This is a genomic window from Arthrobacter sp. B0427-1-12, assembly GCF_059092905.1.
In genome coordinates this window covers 21,142-37,448 of sequence record NZ_JBNHIC010000024.1, presented here as the reverse complement: position 1 = coordinate 37,448, position 16,307 = coordinate 21,142, and the positions used below count along the sequence as shown (strand labels likewise).

Genomic DNA, 16,307 nt, shown 5'->3' with positions numbered 1-16,307 from the left:
GATTAGTCGTTGGCTGCCATACCTTCAACCTGTATGTCGTACTCATCCGTAGCGGGAACGGATCCGAAAGTTACCTGACAAATCTCCCTGAACTGCTCCCAGTTGGCGGCCAGAACCACTTGCCCAGGATGCTCGGGCTTACCTTTGGGGCGGATGGTGAAGGTGGAAAGAGTGGGGCCGCTACTCACGCCGACGGAAAGTTGCTCCCAAGGAATCCTGGATTCCCTCAAACTGCTGTCGCGAAGCAGCTCCGCCTGGAGCTGTGGCTCCACATCGTTCGGATCAGCCAAGGGATATTGGATCGATAGTTCCAATTCGGTTTTACCGGGGATCTCAGGTCATAGTCCGACTTTACGCAGTCCATAGAGCACCAACCATTCCGTATCCCGGGGCCTGCCGCACCGGCCGTCCGTTTTTATCGGCGGACGATGAGCGGTTCGATCTGAAGGGGTGGTACGCCGGGTTGACGAGCACGGCATTGCCCTCGCGTGATGAGTTCATGTTCAGAACGTCCACGCGCGTGGATGATCCGTCGCTGTGCTGCAGTTCCCCGATGCGGCGCTGGTGCCAATGCCCGCAGAACACCAGGCTCGGCCGGATAGAATCAACCGCATTTTGGAGAAGGACGCGGCTCATGCGGGAGCGCGCCTCGGTCTCGGCCGAAATCCCTGACACCTGGCTCGAGAGGCCTGCAAAATCGGCGGGTACATCGTGGGTGAGCAGGATGTCCACCGGACCGCCCGCAATGAGCTTGTCGACGTCCTGCGGCTCCACCTCCTCAATGCCGGGCCACCAGTCCTTGCCCGGGGTGCGCCACTGGTAATCGATGGAGAAAGCCCCGCCCAGCCCGCCGATGATCAGGCCGGCATATTCGATCCGACCGCCCCGGGGCAGATATTTGATATGAGGCCGGATGCGGGCTAGCCCGTCGTCCTCGAGGGGCAGTTCCCGCAGTTCCTCGTGGTTGTCGTGGTTTCCGTCGATAAAGACCACATCCATATCACACTCGGTTAGCCGCTGCTCCAACCGCCGCTCGTATTTGCCCTTGGCCGGTCCGGGCCACATCACGCCCATATCGCCGACCTGAAAGATCCGCTTCACACCGGTTGCGGCTGCTGAATTCACGACAGCGCTGGCCCACTGGATGTCGCCGTGCCAGTCACCGGCTATCACGAAGGGCAGGCTATCGGTACCGTTGTCCATCCATGCATTCCTCTCCCCCGGCTAGTTCATTTCATCGCACACTTGGCATTTCTCCTAGTGGATCAGAAGAAGTGGTAGCCGAACTCAGCCGATCAGCGTTGGCGGAAAAACCAGGGATGCTGACTACATGCCACCTACTGCCGCGCAGGCCCGGCGGCGGTAATTTTGATTCCAGCGACCCCCGTCCATGAAAGCAGACCCCTATGACTTCCTCCGCCCCGGACCCCGGTGCACCCGAACCGTCGATGATCGATTCGTTCTTCCAGCTGTGCTGGGAAACCGGCCTGGAGGGGATCCGGTTCAGTCCGGAGTCCCAGGCCGGACACCTGTGGATTGCGGTGGAGGCTGCTACGGACGATTCCACCGGGGCCATGCGTGTAATGAAAATGTGGCACGGCCCGAGCCCTGGCCTGGACGTCATCCCTTGCCCCAATCCGTCGGTCCCCGGCTCGATGGAGCAGTACGAGGCCAGCATGGTCACCGACTTCAGCTACTGGATCGAGATCAACGGACGGACCGCGGACTATCTGGCCTTTATCGACGATCCGGGTCTGCTGGTGCCCGGTCTCGGCGTGGAGGACGCCCGCAGTCTGGTTGATGCCGCCGCCAACCTGCAGGCGGTGCACCGCACCGGCGCGGCGCTAGCCAGCCTGATGCTCAGCGGCGCCCTGTCTGCGGTCTGTCAGGACCTGAACGACACCATTGCCGGCGGCGGCCCTGATCACACCGATCTGGACTACATGCTGGGCCACGTGCACGGGAACCATGACCACGCGGATGAGGACGAGGAGGAACTTGACAACTGGCAGGAGGCGCTGGCCTTCTTCGACGAACTGTGCCAGACCCCGGTCCTGTCCGGGGTGGTCCTGGAACGTTCACCCCGCCTGCTGCAGGCCATTGACATCTCCGCCGACTCCTTCGGCCTAGACGACGACCAGGCGCAGCGGCTGCGCATCTTCTGGGACACCGGAACCGACGGTTCAGCCGTCCACTGGATTGACGTTGGCGGGCAGCGCATCGAGGCCCACGGCGAGGTCGATCTTGACGCTTCCCTGCCGCAACTGTCGCTGGAGGCCCGGGCAGAGATCGCCCACATCCTGGAGCATCTGCACCAGCTGGTGCATGTGGCCGAGGACGTGGCAGGAATGCACCGGGAGGATCTGGCCGAACACCTGCAGGAGGGCGTTGACCACGCCGACGCAGTAAAGGCGATCCGGGAAGCGGACGAAGACCTGCTGGCCCTGATGAACGCGACCGCCCGGCTGCACACCGGCCGGCCCGTGAACCTTTAGGCCGGGTCTTCGCTCCCCGGCTTGATCCGGCTGCCGTACAGGTAAGCCAGGTCGTTGAGGGTGGCCAGGGTCAGCTGCTGGGTTTCGGCCATCCGCAGTTCCGTGTCGCCGGCGGTCACGAGGCCGGGCAGGGCCCGCTCCTCGGTCCGGACCTCACGCAGCCGTGCGGCGTGCAGACGGCCCCTGACGGCGTGGGCCTTGAAGTAGATGGCGGCCAGCCCCAGCAGGGCGGCTCCCAGGGTGCGCCGCTCCCACCACAGGCGGGCCTGCCGGGCCACCGGATAGTAGTCGTGGTGGTTCTTGAACACCGGGCAGGAGTGGTTGCCCACGAAGATGAACGGCGCCCAGCTCCCGTCGTACCACTCCCACCGAAGACGCACCGGCACCAGCGCGCCGCGGCGGCTCCGGTACAGGGCGTCCACCTGCAGCAGGGACCCGTCCCCGTCGACCGGGTTTTCCTTCAGTTCAATGTTGTGTAGCCCGCGGTGGGTGCAGGCGGCAATGAAGGCCTGCACCTCGGTGTCCCAGATCCGCCCGGTTACGTCGTCACGCATACTTCCGCCCATTCCCCGCTCAAAACTGCCTCTACCGTACAGCCCAAGACCCTCTCCGGCATGACGCCACGGTGAGCGGTTGCCAAGACTCATTACGTCCCCTTCACTGCGCGCCGGTCAGGCCCGGTACTCTGTACCCCGGACACCCCGCACCAACCTGAAGGGCCGCACCACCATGGCTAAAGGCGACGTCGAAACCTACTGCGAGAACGGACGCTGGAGCAACCGCCGCGTCGGCATCGACAACCCGTTCGCCGCCGCCGTCACCGGCAGCCGCGAGTCAATGATCGCCCAGGGGCAGCGCGACGCCGGCCTGTACGGGGTAGCGCACCTGATCCGCGACGAGAACGGCACCCTCACCGTCAGCACCCCGGCCCGGGAACCAGCCCACCGCCTGCCGCTTACCGTCTAGGCTTACCCCTCCCGTGGAGGTGGATGACACCCGGATGCCGGCGTCCCTGCACCCGCCGGTTGAGGTTGCTCTGGCCCGCGAAGTCGACGCCATCCCCGAGGCTGATGCTCTGGACGGCGGTGCCCTGTACGAGCCCAAGTGGGACGGGTACCGGATCGTCATCCTGCGCGACGGCGACACGACCGCCCTCATCTCCCGACAGGGCACCGACCTCACCGGCAACTTCCCCGACCTGGCCCAGGCTGCCGCCGAACAGCTGCCGCCCGGCTGTGCCGTCGACGGTGAAGCAGTTGTCTGGTCCGGCGGCCGGCTCGACTTCCCCGCACTGCAGCAACGCATCAGCGCCTCACCCCGGAACCTGGCCGGCCAGGTGCACGCCCGACCGGCCTCCTTCATTGCCTTCGACCTGCTGGCGGTCGCCGGCCATGACACCCGCAGCATCCCCCTGGGTGAGCGCCGTGAACTGCTTGAGGAACTCACCTCACACTGGGAACCGCCGCTGAACCTTTCCGCCGCCACCACCGACCCGGAGGAGGCCGCCGCCTGGTTCGAGGAACTGCACACCGCCGGCGTCGAAGGAATTCTGGCCAAGGGACGCGGCCAGGAATACCGGGGCGGGAGACGCCAGTGGCTCAAAATCAAACACCGGTCCACCGTCGATGTCGTCTGCCCCGCCGTTACCGGCACCCTGGAACGGCCCGACCGGATCGTCATCGCCTCCCCGTCGAAGGGCGTCTGCAGGTGGTCGGCCGGTCACTGCCGATCAAGACTGCGGCCGCCCGTGACCTGGGCCGGCTGCTGCACCCCGCCGGGCATGACTGGCCCTGGACCATGAACGACTTGGCCGGCACCAGCCGCTTTGGCCGCGAGACCATCCAGGCCATTCCGGTGGATCCGATCGTCGTGGAGATCTCCGCCGACGCCACCTGGACCGGCGAATCCTTCCGGCACCTGGTCCGATACCTGCGCGCCCGGCCCGAACTCGATCCGTACGACGTGAAGCTGCCCGAGCGGCTTGACCGGCAGACGCCATAGCTTCCGCCAAGGGCCGCGGCTACGCTGGCTCTATCAAGGCACCAAGGAGGCCTGTGTGAGCGACACCGAGGAACGAATGCTTCAGGTCGCAGGTCCGTTCTATGACACGCCCGGTCTCGTCGGCTGGCTGGGCGTCACTGCGCAGGCCCTGGACGACTGCGTCCACCACCGGCGGCTGCTTGGTCTCCCCTCCATGGAGGGCCCGCTCTTCTACCCGACGGCCCAGTTCCTCCATGACCGGACAACCGTGGCCGGGCTCAAGGAAGCGCTCGACATCCTGGCCACCGGAGCGAACGATCCGTGAACCTGGGCCCTGTGGCTGGCCGGCAGCTCCGGCGGTGAAGGTAGTCCGACCGGATGGGAGCTGCTGCGCCGCGGAGACACCGCCGCCGTCCTGGGTGCCGCACGCCGTACCGCCTCCCTCCAGGCAGAGTGATTACCGGCCCACCCCTGCCCGCGGCTGGACGGCGCATACTGTGTGCATGAGTCTGTTCACCGTCTTCCTGTTGTGCCTCGGTGGACTCGCGTTGAACTTTGCCGCCGCGCAGTACGCGCTGCCGGACAGCTTCAACCCGCCGCGCTTCCGGCTGATGATGGTCTGCGCGGCCTGGCTCTACGCGGTCGCTGTGTTCGGCTTCATCACCTCTATCCTGCGCACCGACTGAGCACCAACCACCGGCTGAGCACACCATGCCTGAACGCTTGGCCGGCGAGCGCTCCGGCTGTCGCCGCACACATGGGCTGCATGGAAGACTCGACCGGCTACACCATCATCACCGCCGTCCGCCCCCAGCCCGGCCGCACCCCGGGGCTGCCGACGCTGAACAGCCACGACGGCGCCCGCGTCTACACGGTGCTCGATGATGCCCGCCGGTACGCCGACACGCTGCGGTGCCGGGACACGAAGCACTTCTATGACATCGCCCAGGTCACCCTGCTCGACCGCGACCCGGCGGGCACCGGACACCGCGTCCCCCTCACCGCTCCGCCGGCCGGCACCCACGCCGGCTACGCCGTCGGCGCCGTCAGCATCCAGGACGCCAGAACCCGCCACCTCAGCGGCGGCATCTACCGCACCCGCACCCGCGCCGATGACACCGCCCGCACCCACCGGACCATGAAGTCCCGCGGCAGGAACCGGTCCATCTTCGACGTCGTCGAACTGACCGTCATCCACCCGGACCCCGCCCGCTGCTGAACAGCCTGGGAAGGGCGGCAGCCTCCTCCGCACACATGACAGGTGCAGCGACCACCGCCATCCCGAGGAGCACCGCCATGACCATCAAGACCACGAAGCCGGAACTTCAGACCGACGGCACCTACCGCTGGACCGAAACCCGCACCGACCCGGGCGTAGTCTGGGCGCGCACCGTCACCGCCTCCGACTGGAAACTGGTCGAACGCACCAACTGCTACTGCTGCAGCTGCGGCGACTACGGATCCTCCGACCCCTACTGCCGCAACCACGGCTTCGCCGGAACCCGCCCCTGCGAAACCCACGAACTGCCCGGCTCCGCCGACGAGGACGGCGTCATGCCCGACAGCGTCCAGACCGAACAGCGCCGCGTGGCAGACACCGACCGCTACTACCGCTGACCCTCACACCTTCATCCAGCCCTTCCTGCCCGGCCCGCCCCGGCGGGTCGGTGCGGGCGCGATAGCGCCGGGCCCGGCGATCGCCGCAATGCCGGTCCGGTCTGAGAAAAATGTTTGAGCCGCTGGTCTGTCGGGCATATTAAGAAGGTTCGGGCCTGGCGGCCCTCACCCGTTACGCGAACGATCCGGTGTCCGTCCTGGTGTCCGTTGCGCCGGCCCCGTTCCGCTGCGCGTTCCGTGTTCCGGTCCGTGTTCCTGGCGTTGCCGCTGCGCGTCCCCGCCGTTTTCGTTTCGTTCCCCGCTGCGCGGGCGTTCCGCTGGGCTGGGCGCTGCGCGCCCTGCCCGCGGGTGCGGTGCCCGCTGCGCAGGGTTGACTTGGTCGCTGCGCTCCCGCCGTCACCGCCTGCTCCGCTGCTCCTGTTCTGACCTTCACGGTCCGTTCGTGCCGTCGTGGTCCGCTGCGCGGCCCTGCGATCCGTCCAGTTCGTCGACTTGTTGTCCAGGGGCTTCGCCCCGGTTCCGTGGTCCGCTTCGTTTTCGTTTTGGCCTCCGCGGTGCTGGCTGCAAGGGGGCTTCGCCCCGGGACCGTGGTCCGTCCTGTTGGGCGTCTTGTCTTGCGTTCCGGGATTCGATAAGGGCGCTGCGCGCCCGGAGGGCGGGCCGTACCGTTTGGCGTCCTGGTGTCCGGTGCGTTGCCCGTTCCGTAAGGCAAGGGGCTGCGCCCCGGAAAGACGGCTGATCCTGTCCGGCGTCAAACCATAATGCCGGTTCAATGTGCTGCGGCTGCGCCGCTCGGTGCCGCCGTCGGCCGTGGCGGGGACGCGAAGCTGCCGGAGAGACTGCGGATCGAATGGCGACCCCGGCCCACCCGACCAACGCCCTCGACTATGCCGGACTCGACACCGAGGCCTGAGGCATGGCCTGTTCATCGGCCTGCAGGCTGGTGTCATTCCAAGCGGCCCTGAATCGGTCCCGGTCGTAGCCGATCTTCGGTGCGTGGCCCTTGACCTGGATCTGGTCCAGCTTCGCCAGGTCACCGGAGACGTCCACGGCGGAACAGATCCTCATTGTTCCCCTGGGGTTGGGTGCGGAACCTCCAGTAGAGACGGTTCGGGATGTTGACGGTCCGGCAGGCAGCGGCGTACTCGAGCGCTTCCCGGGCATTGGAACCGAACGGCTTGATCCAGTCCGGGCGCACGGCCCTCGCCGCGGTATCCGCCGGCCCTTCCACGGTTCAGCCGACATGGAGGTCGCGGGTGTCTTCCGGCCAGCGGAGCAGGTCCTGTGCGCGCAGCGCCGCAGCGAGAACCGCCTAGCCGCACGCACCGGCGGACGGATCTGCGGCGGCAGCCATGACCGCGCCGGTGAAGGCGATCAGCAGATCGTCAATGTCCTGGCAGGCCATGCCCGCATAGTTTCTTCGGAGTAGAGCATAATCGTGGCTGTCTTCCTGGGAGGGGTTAGCGGTCAGCCGTCACCGGTACCCGCCCGGAACGCACGAAGGCCCCGGACCGATGACAGCCCGGGGCCTGTGCTTGGGTGCGGCTTCAGCCGAAGGAGTCGCGGGCGTCCGCCTCATTGTCGTAGAGCCGGCAGCCCCAGTACCGCCATTCACCGTCCCGCCCCCGGTCGAACAGGGCCTTGTTGGTGGAGGCGGCGATAAGCATCAGGACCGCGTCGTCGAACGATTCAGCGCGGACCGGGGTTTCGTTCAGCTGCCAGGCGGTGGAGGTCTTGCCGGTGGCGGTGAAGCCTTCTGCCCAGATGTTCCAGACCCGGGTGGCGGTCCGTGGCTTATGGGTGACTGTGATGCTCATACTGCGTCCTTCCTGCCGGCTACTGTGCCGGGCTGTTGCGGTCTACAGGTTCAGCATCCGGTCCAGGCATCTGGAGCCGGAAAGGACCGGCGCCGTTGCAGCGGCACCGGACCGGCGGGCAGCTTGTCCGGCTGCCCCGGGGCGAAGATGACAGGAATCTTCCCAGATGAGCGGGATTTCTGCCAATTCGCAGCCGGCCTAAATGGAAGTCCTCGTTTCTTTCCACCAGGCCGTTGCCGCCCCCGTAGGTGGGAACGACGAGCACGTAGGGCCGGTCAGCGATGACGGCGTCCTCGGCGGTACGCAGCGGCAGCCGGAACGCCTCCAGCCCGAGCTTCTGCACGAACCGGTGGGTGTTGTTGGTGACCGAGGAGAAATAGATCAGCCCGCTCACATGCCTTGCTCCTTGTCCGGTCCGCCGCCTGCCGGTGGACCTGCCATACTTCTATGCGCCCCGGCCTCCCACGGGTGCACGGACCCGGCAAAAGCCGTTCTGGCTGCCGTAGGATCAGGGGCATGAGGGAACAAAGTGCGGTCTTCGTGGATGCCGGTTTCCTGATGGCCGTCGGCGGCCAGCATGTGGCCGGAACGTCGCTGCGGTCGGCCTTTTCCGTGGATTACCGGGCCCTGATCGAGGGCATCATGGCCTGCGCGAAAGACTACTGCGGCCTGGATGTGCTGCGCGTGCACTGGTACGACGCCTCCCGGGACGCGCTTTTTACCGACGAGCATAAAAAGATCGGGCTGCTGCCCGATGTCAAAGTCCGGCTGGGCCGGATTTCCTACAGCGGCGAGCAGAAGGGCGTGGACCTGAAGCTGGGCCTGGACCTGGTAGGGATCGCGCGGAACCGGGCTGCGTCGGTGGCGTTCCTGGTCTCCGGTGACGACGATCTGGCCGAGGCGGTGGAGGCGGCCCAGGACCTGGGCATGAAGGTGGTGCTGATCGGGGTGGAGAAGCCCACCCACCGGCTCGGGGTCACGGCGGTGGCTGAGCACCTGGCACTGCGGGTGGACAGCATCATCACCCTGCCGGAGGAGCTGATCGAGAAGTGCTTCACCCGGTCGGTGACCAGGGAACCGGCACCCTTCCCCGCCCCGGCGTCCCCAATGACCGCTTTCCCTGCATCCCCCGGCGCGGAGGTGCGTCCGCGGCCCAAGCCCGGGCCACCGGCCTCCCCCCTGCCGTCTGCCCGCCCGGTCCCGCCGCGGCGGCCGGAGTCCCAGCTGGTCTACAGTTCCGGGGCGGCCGGTTCCGGGTACGGAGCCGGCGGTGCGATGCATGAGCAGGCCCTGCTGGAGACTGCCGAGGAGGTCGGGGAGAGCGTGGCCGCGAACTGGTACGGCAGCACCACCCAGCGGGAGCTGAACGAGGTGCTGGCGGACCGGCCGCTGCTGCCGCAGGAGATTGACCGGGTGCTGCTGCGCGACTGCGCCCAGCGGATCGGGGAAGCCGGCACCGACCTGCAGGCGGTCCGCCGGACTTTGCGCCAGGCGTTCTGGGAGAAGCTGGACCAGCTGACCTCCTGAGCGATCAACTGTGGCCGGCGATCAGGTCAACCATTTACCCATTTTGGCTTTTCAATAAATGCATAAGATAAAGGGGAAGTCAGCAACCCGTTCTGAAAGGCGTTCCGATGGCACTTCCCAAGATCACCTTCACCCCCTCCCCCGCACCCGTCGAGGTGCTCTCCGTCGGCGCGGCGGCCAAGTACGCGCTGACCACCCCGCATCTGCTGGGCAAGCTCCTGCAGGCCGGCTACATCGCCAGCCTCACCCGCGAAGACCTGGCACCGCTGCGCGTGGCGGACACCGTCACCAGTGCCGACGGCAGGCTGCCGCTCATCCAGACCGCTCCCGCACGCCAGCTCGACGAGGGATGGCGCACCTGGGTCGGCGACAGCCCGGAACTGTCCGACGAGGACTGGCTGCGCGCCCAGTGCGGTGACTGGAACCGCGCCCCGAAGGTTGCTTTCCTGGACGCCGGCTACGCGCTGGTGGGCCTGGGCGGAGTCATCACCGGAGTCACGAAAGTGGTCGGGCTGCTCGACTCCGGCGACACCTCCAAGGCCCGGTTCGAGATGCAGCTGCTCGGCCGGCTGGCCGGCGATCTGGTAACAGCACGGCACAGCATCAACCCTGACGCCACGGCCGAGGACCAGGAGTTCGCCCTGTCCCTGCTGGGCAAGCGCTACCCCTCCCAGCAGGGCGGCAGCGTCGGCCTCATCTAAGGGGTGCCTTCGATCAGGCTAGGAGGCGGGATCGGCCTCGCGTTTCGACGGGCGATAGCCGGCGACGGCGGCGCGGACGTCGCCCTCTTCGTGCCCGCCCTTCTTCTTGCCGAACGGCAGCACTTTGAGCAGGGGGTGCAAGATGGCCATGACGACGAGGCCCCAGGCGGCTCCGAGGACGGCCGAGCACAGGGTGTTCACGAGCCAGGCCAGGAAGCCGCCGGCCACCGGGATCCCGGCGAACGGGGTCTCGAGGACGTGGACCAGGTCGTACGGAGCGTGCCAGCCCAGATCGTACGCCCCCTGGAGCATGATGTGGCCGCCGACCCAGAGCATGGCGATCGTCCCAACGAGGGTGATCGCGGCCAGCACGGCGGGCATGCCCTTGACGAGCAGAGCGCCGAAGCGCTGCGAGCCCGCGGAGTCCTTGGTGGTCAGGTGCAGGCCGAGGTCGTCCATCTTGACAATGAGTGCGACGGCGCCGTAGACGAGCACCGTAATCGCGATCGCCACGACGACCAGGATGAGCGCCCGGACCCACAAGGACGCGTCGGCCACCTCGTTCATCGAGATGACCATGATCTCGCAGGACAGGATGAAGTCGGTGGTGATGGCGCCCTTGGTGACCTTAGCCTCCGCCTCCGGGCCCTGTTCGACCGCCGGCGCCTTTTCGGCCGCGTGGTGGCCGCGGAGCTTATGCCAGACCTTCTCGGCACCCTCGTAGCAGAGGTAGGTGCCGCCCAGCATGAGGATGAACGGGATGACCCCCGGGATGAAGGCGCTGATGAGCAGCAGCGCCGGCAGGATGATCAACAGCTTGTTCCGGAGCGAGCCCCAGAAGATCCGCTTGATCATCGGCAGTTCGCGGGACGGGTCCGCCCCGGATACGTACTGCGGGGTGACGGCGGCGTCGTCGATCACCACGCCGGCGGCCTTGGCCCCCGCCTTGGCGGCCCCGGCAGCGACGTCGTCCACCGAGGCGGCCGCTATGCGGGCCAGGGCTGCGACGTCGTCCAGCAGGGCGACGAGACCGCCGCTCACAGACGGCCCCCGCACTGCTCGGGGGCGGACTGATGGGCGTGGAGGCCACGGTTGAGGCGCGTGATCGGCATGCTCAAAGTATACAAATGCCCCGGAAACGGCCTGACCTTCTACCGGGCCCTGGAACACCTTCAGGCTGCAGGCAATGCGTCTGGATCCTTCAGCCGGCACAATGCTTCTTCTTGCTATATCGCACCGATATGATTGCCGCATGGATGCCGCCGAGCAAATCCGCGAGGCCCGGAGTCGCTCCGGCCTGAGCCAGTCCCGCCTGGCCCAGCTGGCCGGGGTGCCACAGCCGAATATCTCCGCCTATGAATCAGGGGCCAGGGTTCCCCGCCCGGAAACCCTGCAGACAATCCTGAGGGCGGCCCGGCGCCGCCCTTCAATCGTACTCTTCGAGAACAGGCAGGCGGTCCTGGATTTGGCGAAACGCATGCACGTCAGGAATGTCCGGGTCTTCGGCTCCAGCGTGCACGGAGCCGACACTCCGGACAGCGATGTCGACCTGCTCGTCACCCCTGAGGACGATGCGACCATTTTCGACCTGGCAGGTCTGGAGACCGAGCTGCGCCAGCTCCTGGGCACCAGGGTGGATGTGGTGACCGACCACGGTGACAGTGAGATCATGAACCGCATCCGCGGTGAGGCGGTGCCGCTCTGAGCACCGCAAGTCCACCGGACGGCGAAGGTTTCACCCCTCGGACAGCAGCAAAACCTCAATTGAGCCGCGAGGCGAAGGACGCCCAGCGTTCCCGCAAGCTGCTGGCCGATATGGTCGGATTCCTTGTGTCGGCCCGCCGCATCGTCAGCCGGGGAGAGGCTGCCTTCTTTGACCCGCAGGACGATACGCAGCGGCTCGCCATGACCGCCATCATCATCAATCTCTCCACGGCCGCGGACAGGCTGCCCGAGTCGTTCCGGGAAGACAACGCCCAGGTCCCCTGGCGCTACATTCGCAGCACCCGAAATTTCCTGGCGCACGACTACGCCGGGGTCAATTACCGGATCATCTGGAACACGGCCCTGAAAAGCTTTCCCGAGCTCGAACGGCAGATTGCCGACATGACGGCCAAGCTCGGCGGAATCTGATCTCAGTCGCCGCACAGGGCGATGAACGCGCCCAGTTCCTCCAGCTGCTCGGGCCGGTTCGGGGTGTAGCGGGTCAGTTCGGGTGAGCGGATGATGACGGCCTTGTACTGGGCGCGGGAGACCGAGACGTTGACCCGGTTCCTTTGCAGCACGAAGTCCATGCCGCGGGGCGCGTCCTCCGGGGAGGAGACGGTCATGGAGACGATCACCACCGGCGCCTCCCGGCCCTGGAAGTTATCCACGGTGCCGACGCGGACCCCGGCCAGGCCGGCGTCCTCCAGGTGCCGGGCGATCAGCTCGACCTGGGCGTTGTACGGGGCGACCACCAGGATGTCCTGCGGTCCGAGTTCGCGGCTGCGGTCCGCTCCCCCGTTGAGGTCCGGTTCATGCCAGTGCAGGCCCAGGTGGGTGCGCACCTGCTTCACCACCGCCTCGGCTTCCTCCGGGGAGGCCACGGTGTTGCCGGTGTGCTCGACCGGCACGCACTCGACGCCGGGCTCAACCTCATAGAGAACGCGTTCGTCGGCGGCCGGGGCCGAATGCAGCCGGCCCTCATACGACAGGGCGGAGACGGCCCGACACAATTGGTCGTGCATGCGCCATGAGGTGTCCAGGAAGTAGCCCAGCTCGGCGGGCAGGGTGAAGTGACCGTCGGCCAGCCAGCCCAGCGCCGATTGGTCGACCGGTTCCGGATGGGTGCCCTGGGTGACCTGCGGCAGCTGCTGCGGATCCCCGAGCAGCAGCAGACGCCTGGTTGCCCGGCAGGCGGCCAGGGTGTGGGCCAGGGAGAACTGGCCGGCCTCGTCCACCACCAGCAGGTCCAGCTCCTGCTCATCGAACTTCTTGTCGCTGACAAACTTCCAGGCGGTCCCGCCAACCACCGCCCCGCCGGAGGAGGCCAGGAATCGCCGGTAGCCGGTGCTTTTGAGCTCCGTCCACGGGCGCACGTCGCCGCTGTCCTTGGGTTCCTTGGCGACCCGGGATGCGGGCACGCCGGCCTGCAGGACGGCGTCCAGCATGTTTTCCACGGCCGCGTGCGACTGGGCGACCACCCCGACCTTCCAGCCGTGCTCGAGGACCAGCCGGGCAATCACGCGCGAGCCGGTGTAGGTCTTGCCGGTCCCGGGCGGACCCTGCACGGCCAGGTAGGAGTCATCCAGGTCCCGGACCGCGGCCGTGATGGCGGCGGCGAAGTCTCCGCCGGTGACGGCAGGCAGTTCCGGCAGGGTGGCCAGGCGCGGCGGCACCCGGCGCGGCAGGTCCAGGTCCGCATGCTTCGGCAGCTCCGGGAGGGCTCCGGAGACCTTCTCGGCGAGGCGCTGAACGGCCGGTGCCAGGTACTTGCCCATGTCCCGGAACTCTTCGACCAGGGCCATCGGCAGCTGCTCGAAGCAGCCCGTGCTGTCCGGTGCGGTTTGGCTGACGATCAGGGTGTGGATTCCGTCCGGGGTCTCCTCCAGCGTCATGATTTTGGTCTTGCGGCGGCTGTAGACCCGCGAGTCGCGGGCGCCGGGTTCGGCCCAGTGCGGGAACGGCGCCTCGTACAGCTCCAGCCACGTGTCGTTTTCCTTCAGACCGGAGCCGGGAGCGAGCCGGCCGGTCAGCTCCAGGATGCGTTCCATGCCGGTGCCGCCGGAGGCCATCGACCAGGGGTGCAGGATCCGGGCCGTCTCGGCGACGAAGGTGCCCCGGGCGTTCTCCCAGGTCTCCACCGGCGAGGTGAGCCGGTCGTAGTGTTCCCACCAGCCGCTCTTGGCTTCCCGGGCGTAAAAGTCCACGGCGGCGGCCACCATGGCCAGGGCCTTCTCATCCCCGGTGAGGGTGCCGGCGGCGCGGGCGGCCTCCAGCCGGGCACGCAGCGGCGCCGGGACCGCGTCGACGGTCTGCTTGGGCGGTTTGCTGGTGGCGGCGGCGGTACGTGCCCGCTCCGGGAACCTGTCCGCCAGGCCCAGCAGCCAGTCGCGCAGGCGCAGGGTGGAGACGCAATCGTACTCGTTGTAGTCCAGGATGCCCTGCAGGATTTCGGCAGCCTCCTCGTGCCTCCCCTCGACAGTTCGCTGGGCGTACTTGTCATACTCGGTGACGGAGTCTGCGGCGTTGTCGACCCCGTCCCGGTGCTCATCACCCATGTAGAGCGGTTCGAGCTTCTTGATGCTGTACGACGGCGCGGAGATGCGCAGGCTGTCCCCGACCGCCTGGTAGAGGTCCACCAGCACCCCGTCGCGCAGAATGGAGTCGAGCACGTCCTCCATGACGCCGTGGCGCTGGACCAGCCGGCGCAGCGCGGACTTCTCGTAGGCGGCGTAGTGGTAGACGTGCATGTCCGGGTAGTCCTGGCGGCGCTTGGCCACGTACTCCAGGAACCCGCTCAGGGCGGTGCGCTCCTGGGCCCGGTCGTGGGCGACAAAGGAAGAGAACTGTGGCCCGTCGTCGGGGTCGGTCTCAACCATGCCGAACAGGTACTCCAGCCCCCAGGACCCGTCGGCCGGATCGCGCCAGAGCGGGTGGCCCTCGAAGTCGAAGAAGATGTCCCCGTCACTGGGCGCCGGCAGTCCGGCCAGGGTGTGCTCCTGCAGCACCCGGTAGTCCACGCCGCCGATGCTGCCGTCGCCGGGGTCAATGCCGGCCTGCATGGCGGCCTGTTCCCGCAGCCGGGCCAGCACCGGATCGGAGGCGGCCTCTTCGGGGTCCAGGGCCGCCAGCTCGGCCAGGGTGGTGATGCCCTCGGCGTGCAGCTGGGCCCGGCGGGTGCGGGTCATCCGGTGCACCAGCATCAGGTCATCGGCCTGAGCCATCGCTTCCTCGCAGTCCGGGCAGGAGAAGCACCTGCCCCACTGTGCATCCATCCAGGCTGCCGGAGCAAACCCCGTCCGGTGGGCTTCCAGACGGTTCAGCAGCAGGTCGCGGTGCTGCCGGTAGACGGGCAGGATGCCGGCGACGCTGTGGGAGCTGACCGTACCGTCGCCCAGGATCAGGTGCGCCCGCGGGTGGACCGGGATCCCTTCGGCTTCCAGCTGTTCCGCGTAGGCGGCCAGCTGCAGCAGCGCGGAGGTCTTGGCGTGCCGGGCCAGCTTGGTGTCATAGACCGCGTAGGAGCCGTCCGCCTGGCGCACGAGGAAGTCGGCGCGGCCGGTGAAGGCTCCGTCAAAGAACGCAGCCTGGAAGACAACGTCGTAGCCGTCCCGCAGCGCAGCAATGGTGTCCGCGTGGGCCTGGCGCAGGGCCTCCGGATCGCTGTAGTCCAGCTTCGAGGGGAACTCGAGGACACCGTCGCCGAACCGGTCCCGGAACTGGCGCAGCACCCGCCGCTCGTGGGCCTCACCCAGCTCGGCGGTCATGGCCAGCATGCCATCTTCGCTCTCCAGCTTCGGCGCCCGGCCCAGCCTGGCGTCCAGGGCGCGCAGCAGCCCGTACTCGCAGGCGGTGGCCGCCACGACGTCGCTGGCGGAGATGACCAGGGTGCCGGGGGTGCCCGGTGCCGCGGAATCGAGATTGAACAAGCCGGGACCTCCATCGGTAGTGCTGCCTTCACACCCTGTCATGCGCAGACGGCACCCGTGCAGTTAGCCGGCGGATTATGACCTGCCCGTCGGCCAGCTCCCGCCAGTTCCTCAGACTCGCCGTAGGCCACGGCAATGAACCGGACTGGGGCAGGGGCATGGGCGGCCAGAGCGACGGCCGGTTCGGCGTGGGATGCGACGGCGAACTGTCCGCCGTCGGCGGTGCCCTTCGGCTGGCGGGGCTGGGGTGAGATGCTCATGCCCGGTATGTGTGCGGCAGCAGGCACCGGAACCGTCATCACCGGAAGCGGACGGGCCGCAGATCCAGGGTAGGGGCTGAAACGGCCGGGCGACCGGCCGGAACCGGGCCCGCCGACCCCGGCGACCGGATTCGGGGGTTTTGCCAACCGGCGGTCGGACAGAAAAATCCGCGCCCTTACTGGGAAGCAGGGCCTATACCTATACCTTGTCCTACCTGACCTACCTTAAATACATACATACACATAAGGGCCCTATATATGTCTTCTCAGGAGTAAA

21 protein-coding genes are annotated in these 16,307 nt (G+C 67.3%); 12 read left to right on the top strand and 9 right to left on the bottom strand.

What is annotated here, in order from left to right; translation table 11 throughout:
* Nucleotides 1-2: 2 nt before the first annotated feature.
* Complete coding sequence (locus AC5RWU_RS14740) at nucleotides 3-290, bottom strand: hypothetical protein (RefSeq protein ID WP_494031963.1); 288 nt, start codon at nucleotides 288-290, stop codon at nucleotides 3-5.
* 61 nt (nucleotides 291-351) lie between these two features.
* Nucleotides 352-1,203: a metallophosphoesterase gene (locus AC5RWU_RS14735; protein ID WP_494031964.1), complete on the bottom strand. Its 852-nt coding sequence runs from the start codon at nucleotides 1,201-1,203 to the stop codon at nucleotides 352-354.
* Between the two features lie 203 nt (nucleotides 1,204-1,406).
* Between AC5RWU_RS14735 and AC5RWU_RS14730 the strand changes: the two genes are divergently transcribed.
* Nucleotides 1,407-2,495, top strand: a complete 1,089-nt coding sequence (locus AC5RWU_RS14730) for a hypothetical protein (RefSeq protein WP_494031965.1) — start codon at nucleotides 1,407-1,409, stop codon at nucleotides 2,493-2,495.
* On the opposite strand, the gene AC5RWU_RS14725 is transcribed toward AC5RWU_RS14730, so the two are convergent.
* Nucleotides 2,492-3,049, bottom strand: a complete 558-nt coding sequence (locus AC5RWU_RS14725) for a hypothetical protein (protein ID WP_494031966.1) — start codon at nucleotides 3,047-3,049, stop codon at nucleotides 2,492-2,494. The two genes, AC5RWU_RS14730 and AC5RWU_RS14725, sit on opposite strands and share 4 nt — an antisense overlap.
* Nucleotides 3,050-3,224: 175 nt before the next feature.
* Here AC5RWU_RS14725 and AC5RWU_RS14720 point away from each other — a divergent pair, with 175 nt between their 5' ends.
* From AC5RWU_RS14720 to AC5RWU_RS14690, 7 genes are all read left to right on the top strand, one after another.
* Nucleotides 3,225-3,461 (top strand): hypothetical protein, encoded by a 237-nt coding sequence (locus AC5RWU_RS14720; protein ID WP_494037043.1) that lies wholly within the window; start codon nucleotides 3,225-3,227, stop codon nucleotides 3,459-3,461.
* Between the two features lie 13 nt (nucleotides 3,462-3,474).
* Nucleotides 3,475-4,296 carry an ATP-dependent DNA ligase gene (locus tag AC5RWU_RS14715; protein ID WP_494031968.1) on the top strand — a complete coding sequence of 274 codons (822 nt, stop codon included), beginning with the start codon at nucleotides 3,475-3,477 and terminating at the stop codon, nucleotides 4,294-4,296.
* A complete protein-coding gene (locus AC5RWU_RS14710; RefSeq protein ID WP_494031969.1) occupies nucleotides 4,293-4,496 on the top strand; it encodes a hypothetical protein in 204 nt (67 codons plus the stop codon). Before AC5RWU_RS14715 ends, AC5RWU_RS14710 begins: the two co-directional genes overlap by 4 nt.
* Before the next feature lie 55 nt (nucleotides 4,497-4,551).
* Nucleotides 4,552-4,800 carry a hypothetical protein gene (locus AC5RWU_RS14705; RefSeq protein ID WP_494031970.1) on the top strand — a complete coding sequence of 83 codons (249 nt, stop codon included), beginning with the start codon at nucleotides 4,552-4,554 and terminating at the stop codon, nucleotides 4,798-4,800.
* A gap of 178 nt (nucleotides 4,801-4,978) precedes the next feature.
* Complete coding sequence (locus AC5RWU_RS14700) at nucleotides 4,979-5,161, top strand: hypothetical protein (RefSeq protein ID WP_494031971.1); 183 nt, start codon at nucleotides 4,979-4,981, stop codon at nucleotides 5,159-5,161.
* Nucleotides 5,162-5,241: 80 nt separating this feature from the next.
* The gene (locus AC5RWU_RS14695; protein ID WP_494031972.1) at nucleotides 5,242-5,694 is read left to right on the top strand and encodes a hypothetical protein; all 453 of its coding nucleotides are present in this window, start codon (nucleotides 5,242-5,244) and stop codon (nucleotides 5,692-5,694) included.
* Between the two features lie 77 nt (nucleotides 5,695-5,771).
* Nucleotides 5,772-6,092: a hypothetical protein gene (locus AC5RWU_RS14690; RefSeq protein ID WP_494031973.1), complete on the top strand. Its 321-nt coding sequence runs from the start codon at nucleotides 5,772-5,774 to the stop codon at nucleotides 6,090-6,092.
* An 885-nt stretch (nucleotides 6,093-6,977) separates the two neighbouring features.
* Here AC5RWU_RS14690 and AC5RWU_RS14685 read toward each other — a convergent pair.
* The 3 genes from AC5RWU_RS14685 to AC5RWU_RS14675 form a co-directional block, all read right to left on the bottom strand.
* The gene (locus AC5RWU_RS14685; RefSeq protein ID WP_494031974.1) at nucleotides 6,978-7,160 is read right to left on the bottom strand and encodes a hypothetical protein; all 183 of its coding nucleotides are present in this window, start codon (nucleotides 7,158-7,160) and stop codon (nucleotides 6,978-6,980) included.
* Nucleotides 7,161-7,639: 479 nt separating this feature from the next.
* The gene (locus AC5RWU_RS14680) at nucleotides 7,640-7,909 is read right to left on the bottom strand and encodes a hypothetical protein (RefSeq protein WP_494031975.1); all 270 of its coding nucleotides are present in this window, start codon (nucleotides 7,907-7,909) and stop codon (nucleotides 7,640-7,642) included.
* A 19-nt stretch (nucleotides 7,910-7,928) separates the two neighbouring features.
* A complete protein-coding gene (locus AC5RWU_RS14675; RefSeq protein WP_494031976.1) occupies nucleotides 7,929-8,303 on the bottom strand; it encodes a class Ib ribonucleoside-diphosphate reductase assembly flavoprotein NrdI in 375 nt (124 codons plus the stop codon).
* Between the two features lie 122 nt (nucleotides 8,304-8,425).
* Here AC5RWU_RS14675 and AC5RWU_RS14670 point away from each other — a divergent pair, with 122 nt between their 5' ends.
* Both AC5RWU_RS14670 and AC5RWU_RS14665 read left to right on the top strand, forming a co-directional pair.
* A complete protein-coding gene (locus AC5RWU_RS14670) occupies nucleotides 8,426-9,436 on the top strand; it encodes an NYN domain-containing protein (RefSeq protein ID WP_494031977.1) in 1,011 nt (336 codons plus the stop codon).
* A 107-nt stretch (nucleotides 9,437-9,543) separates the two neighbouring features.
* Nucleotides 9,544-10,137: a hypothetical protein gene (locus AC5RWU_RS14665; protein ID WP_494002595.1), complete on the top strand. Its 594-nt coding sequence runs from the start codon at nucleotides 9,544-9,546 to the stop codon at nucleotides 10,135-10,137.
* Nucleotides 10,138-10,155: 18 nt separating this feature from the next.
* Here AC5RWU_RS14665 and AC5RWU_RS14660 read toward each other — a convergent pair whose 3' ends face one another.
* On the bottom strand, nucleotides 10,156-11,178 hold the full coding sequence (locus tag AC5RWU_RS14660; protein ID WP_494037042.1) for a DUF808 domain-containing protein: 1,023 nt from the start codon (nucleotides 11,176-11,178) through the stop codon (nucleotides 10,156-10,158).
* A gap of 211 nt (nucleotides 11,179-11,389) precedes the next feature.
* Between AC5RWU_RS14660 and AC5RWU_RS14655 the strand changes: the two genes are divergently transcribed.
* Together AC5RWU_RS14655 and AC5RWU_RS14650 are read left to right on the top strand one after the other, a co-directional pair.
* Nucleotides 11,390-11,842, top strand: a complete 453-nt coding sequence (locus AC5RWU_RS14655) for a helix-turn-helix domain-containing protein (RefSeq protein ID WP_494032567.1) — start codon at nucleotides 11,390-11,392, stop codon at nucleotides 11,840-11,842.
* Between the two features lie 59 nt (nucleotides 11,843-11,901).
* Nucleotides 11,902-12,270: a HepT-like ribonuclease domain-containing protein gene (locus AC5RWU_RS14650; protein ID WP_494032568.1), complete on the top strand. Its 369-nt coding sequence runs from the start codon at nucleotides 11,902-11,904 to the stop codon at nucleotides 12,268-12,270.
* A gap of 2 nt (nucleotides 12,271-12,272) precedes the next feature.
* Here AC5RWU_RS14650 and AC5RWU_RS14645 read toward each other — a convergent pair whose 3' ends face one another.
* On the bottom strand, nucleotides 12,273-15,770 hold the full coding sequence (locus tag AC5RWU_RS14645) for a TM0106 family RecB-like putative nuclease (RefSeq protein WP_494032569.1): 3,498 nt from the start codon (nucleotides 15,768-15,770) through the stop codon (nucleotides 12,273-12,275).
* A 38-nt stretch (nucleotides 15,771-15,808) separates the two neighbouring features.
* Complete coding sequence (locus AC5RWU_RS14640) at nucleotides 15,809-16,030, bottom strand: hypothetical protein (RefSeq protein WP_494032570.1); 222 nt, start codon at nucleotides 16,028-16,030, stop codon at nucleotides 15,809-15,811.
* Nucleotides 16,031-16,307: the final 277 nt, after the last annotated feature.

Coding starts and splice junctions, on each gene's coding strand:
- AC5RWU_RS14695 (WP_494031972.1), top strand. CDS start 5,242: ATGGAAGACTCGACCGGCTACACCATCATCACCGCCGTCCGCCCCCAG.
- AC5RWU_RS14725 (WP_494031966.1), bottom strand. CDS start 3,049: ATGCGTGACGACGTAACCGGGCGGATCTGGGACACCGAGGTGCAGGCC.
- AC5RWU_RS14680 (WP_494031975.1), bottom strand. CDS start 7,909: ATGAGCATCACAGTCACCCATAAGCCACGGACCGCCACCCGGGTCTGG.
- AC5RWU_RS14690 (WP_494031973.1), top strand. CDS start 5,772: ATGACCATCAAGACCACGAAGCCGGAACTTCAGACCGACGGCACCTAC.
- AC5RWU_RS14640 (WP_494032570.1), bottom strand. CDS start 16,030: ATGAGCATCTCACCCCAGCCCCGCCAGCCGAAGGGCACCGCCGACGGC.
- AC5RWU_RS14685 (WP_494031974.1), bottom strand. CDS start 7,160: ATGAGGATCTGTTCCGCCGTGGACGTCTCCGGTGACCTGGCGAAGCTG.
- AC5RWU_RS14720 (WP_494037043.1), top strand. CDS start 3,225: ATGGCTAAAGGCGACGTCGAAACCTACTGCGAGAACGGACGCTGGAGC.
- AC5RWU_RS14700 (WP_494031971.1), top strand. CDS start 4,979: ATGAGTCTGTTCACCGTCTTCCTGTTGTGCCTCGGTGGACTCGCGTTG.
- AC5RWU_RS14710 (WP_494031969.1), top strand. CDS start 4,293: ATGAACGACTTGGCCGGCACCAGCCGCTTTGGCCGCGAGACCATCCAG.
- AC5RWU_RS14670 (WP_494031977.1), top strand. CDS start 8,426: ATGAGGGAACAAAGTGCGGTCTTCGTGGATGCCGGTTTCCTGATGGCC.
- AC5RWU_RS14665 (WP_494002595.1), top strand. CDS start 9,544: ATGGCACTTCCCAAGATCACCTTCACCCCCTCCCCCGCACCCGTCGAG.
- AC5RWU_RS14735 (WP_494031964.1), bottom strand. CDS start 1,203: ATGGACAACGGTACCGATAGCCTGCCCTTCGTGATAGCCGGTGACTGG.
- AC5RWU_RS14655 (WP_494032567.1), top strand. CDS start 11,390: ATGGATGCCGCCGAGCAAATCCGCGAGGCCCGGAGTCGCTCCGGCCTG.
- AC5RWU_RS14730 (WP_494031965.1), top strand. CDS start 1,407: ATGACTTCCTCCGCCCCGGACCCCGGTGCACCCGAACCGTCGATGATC.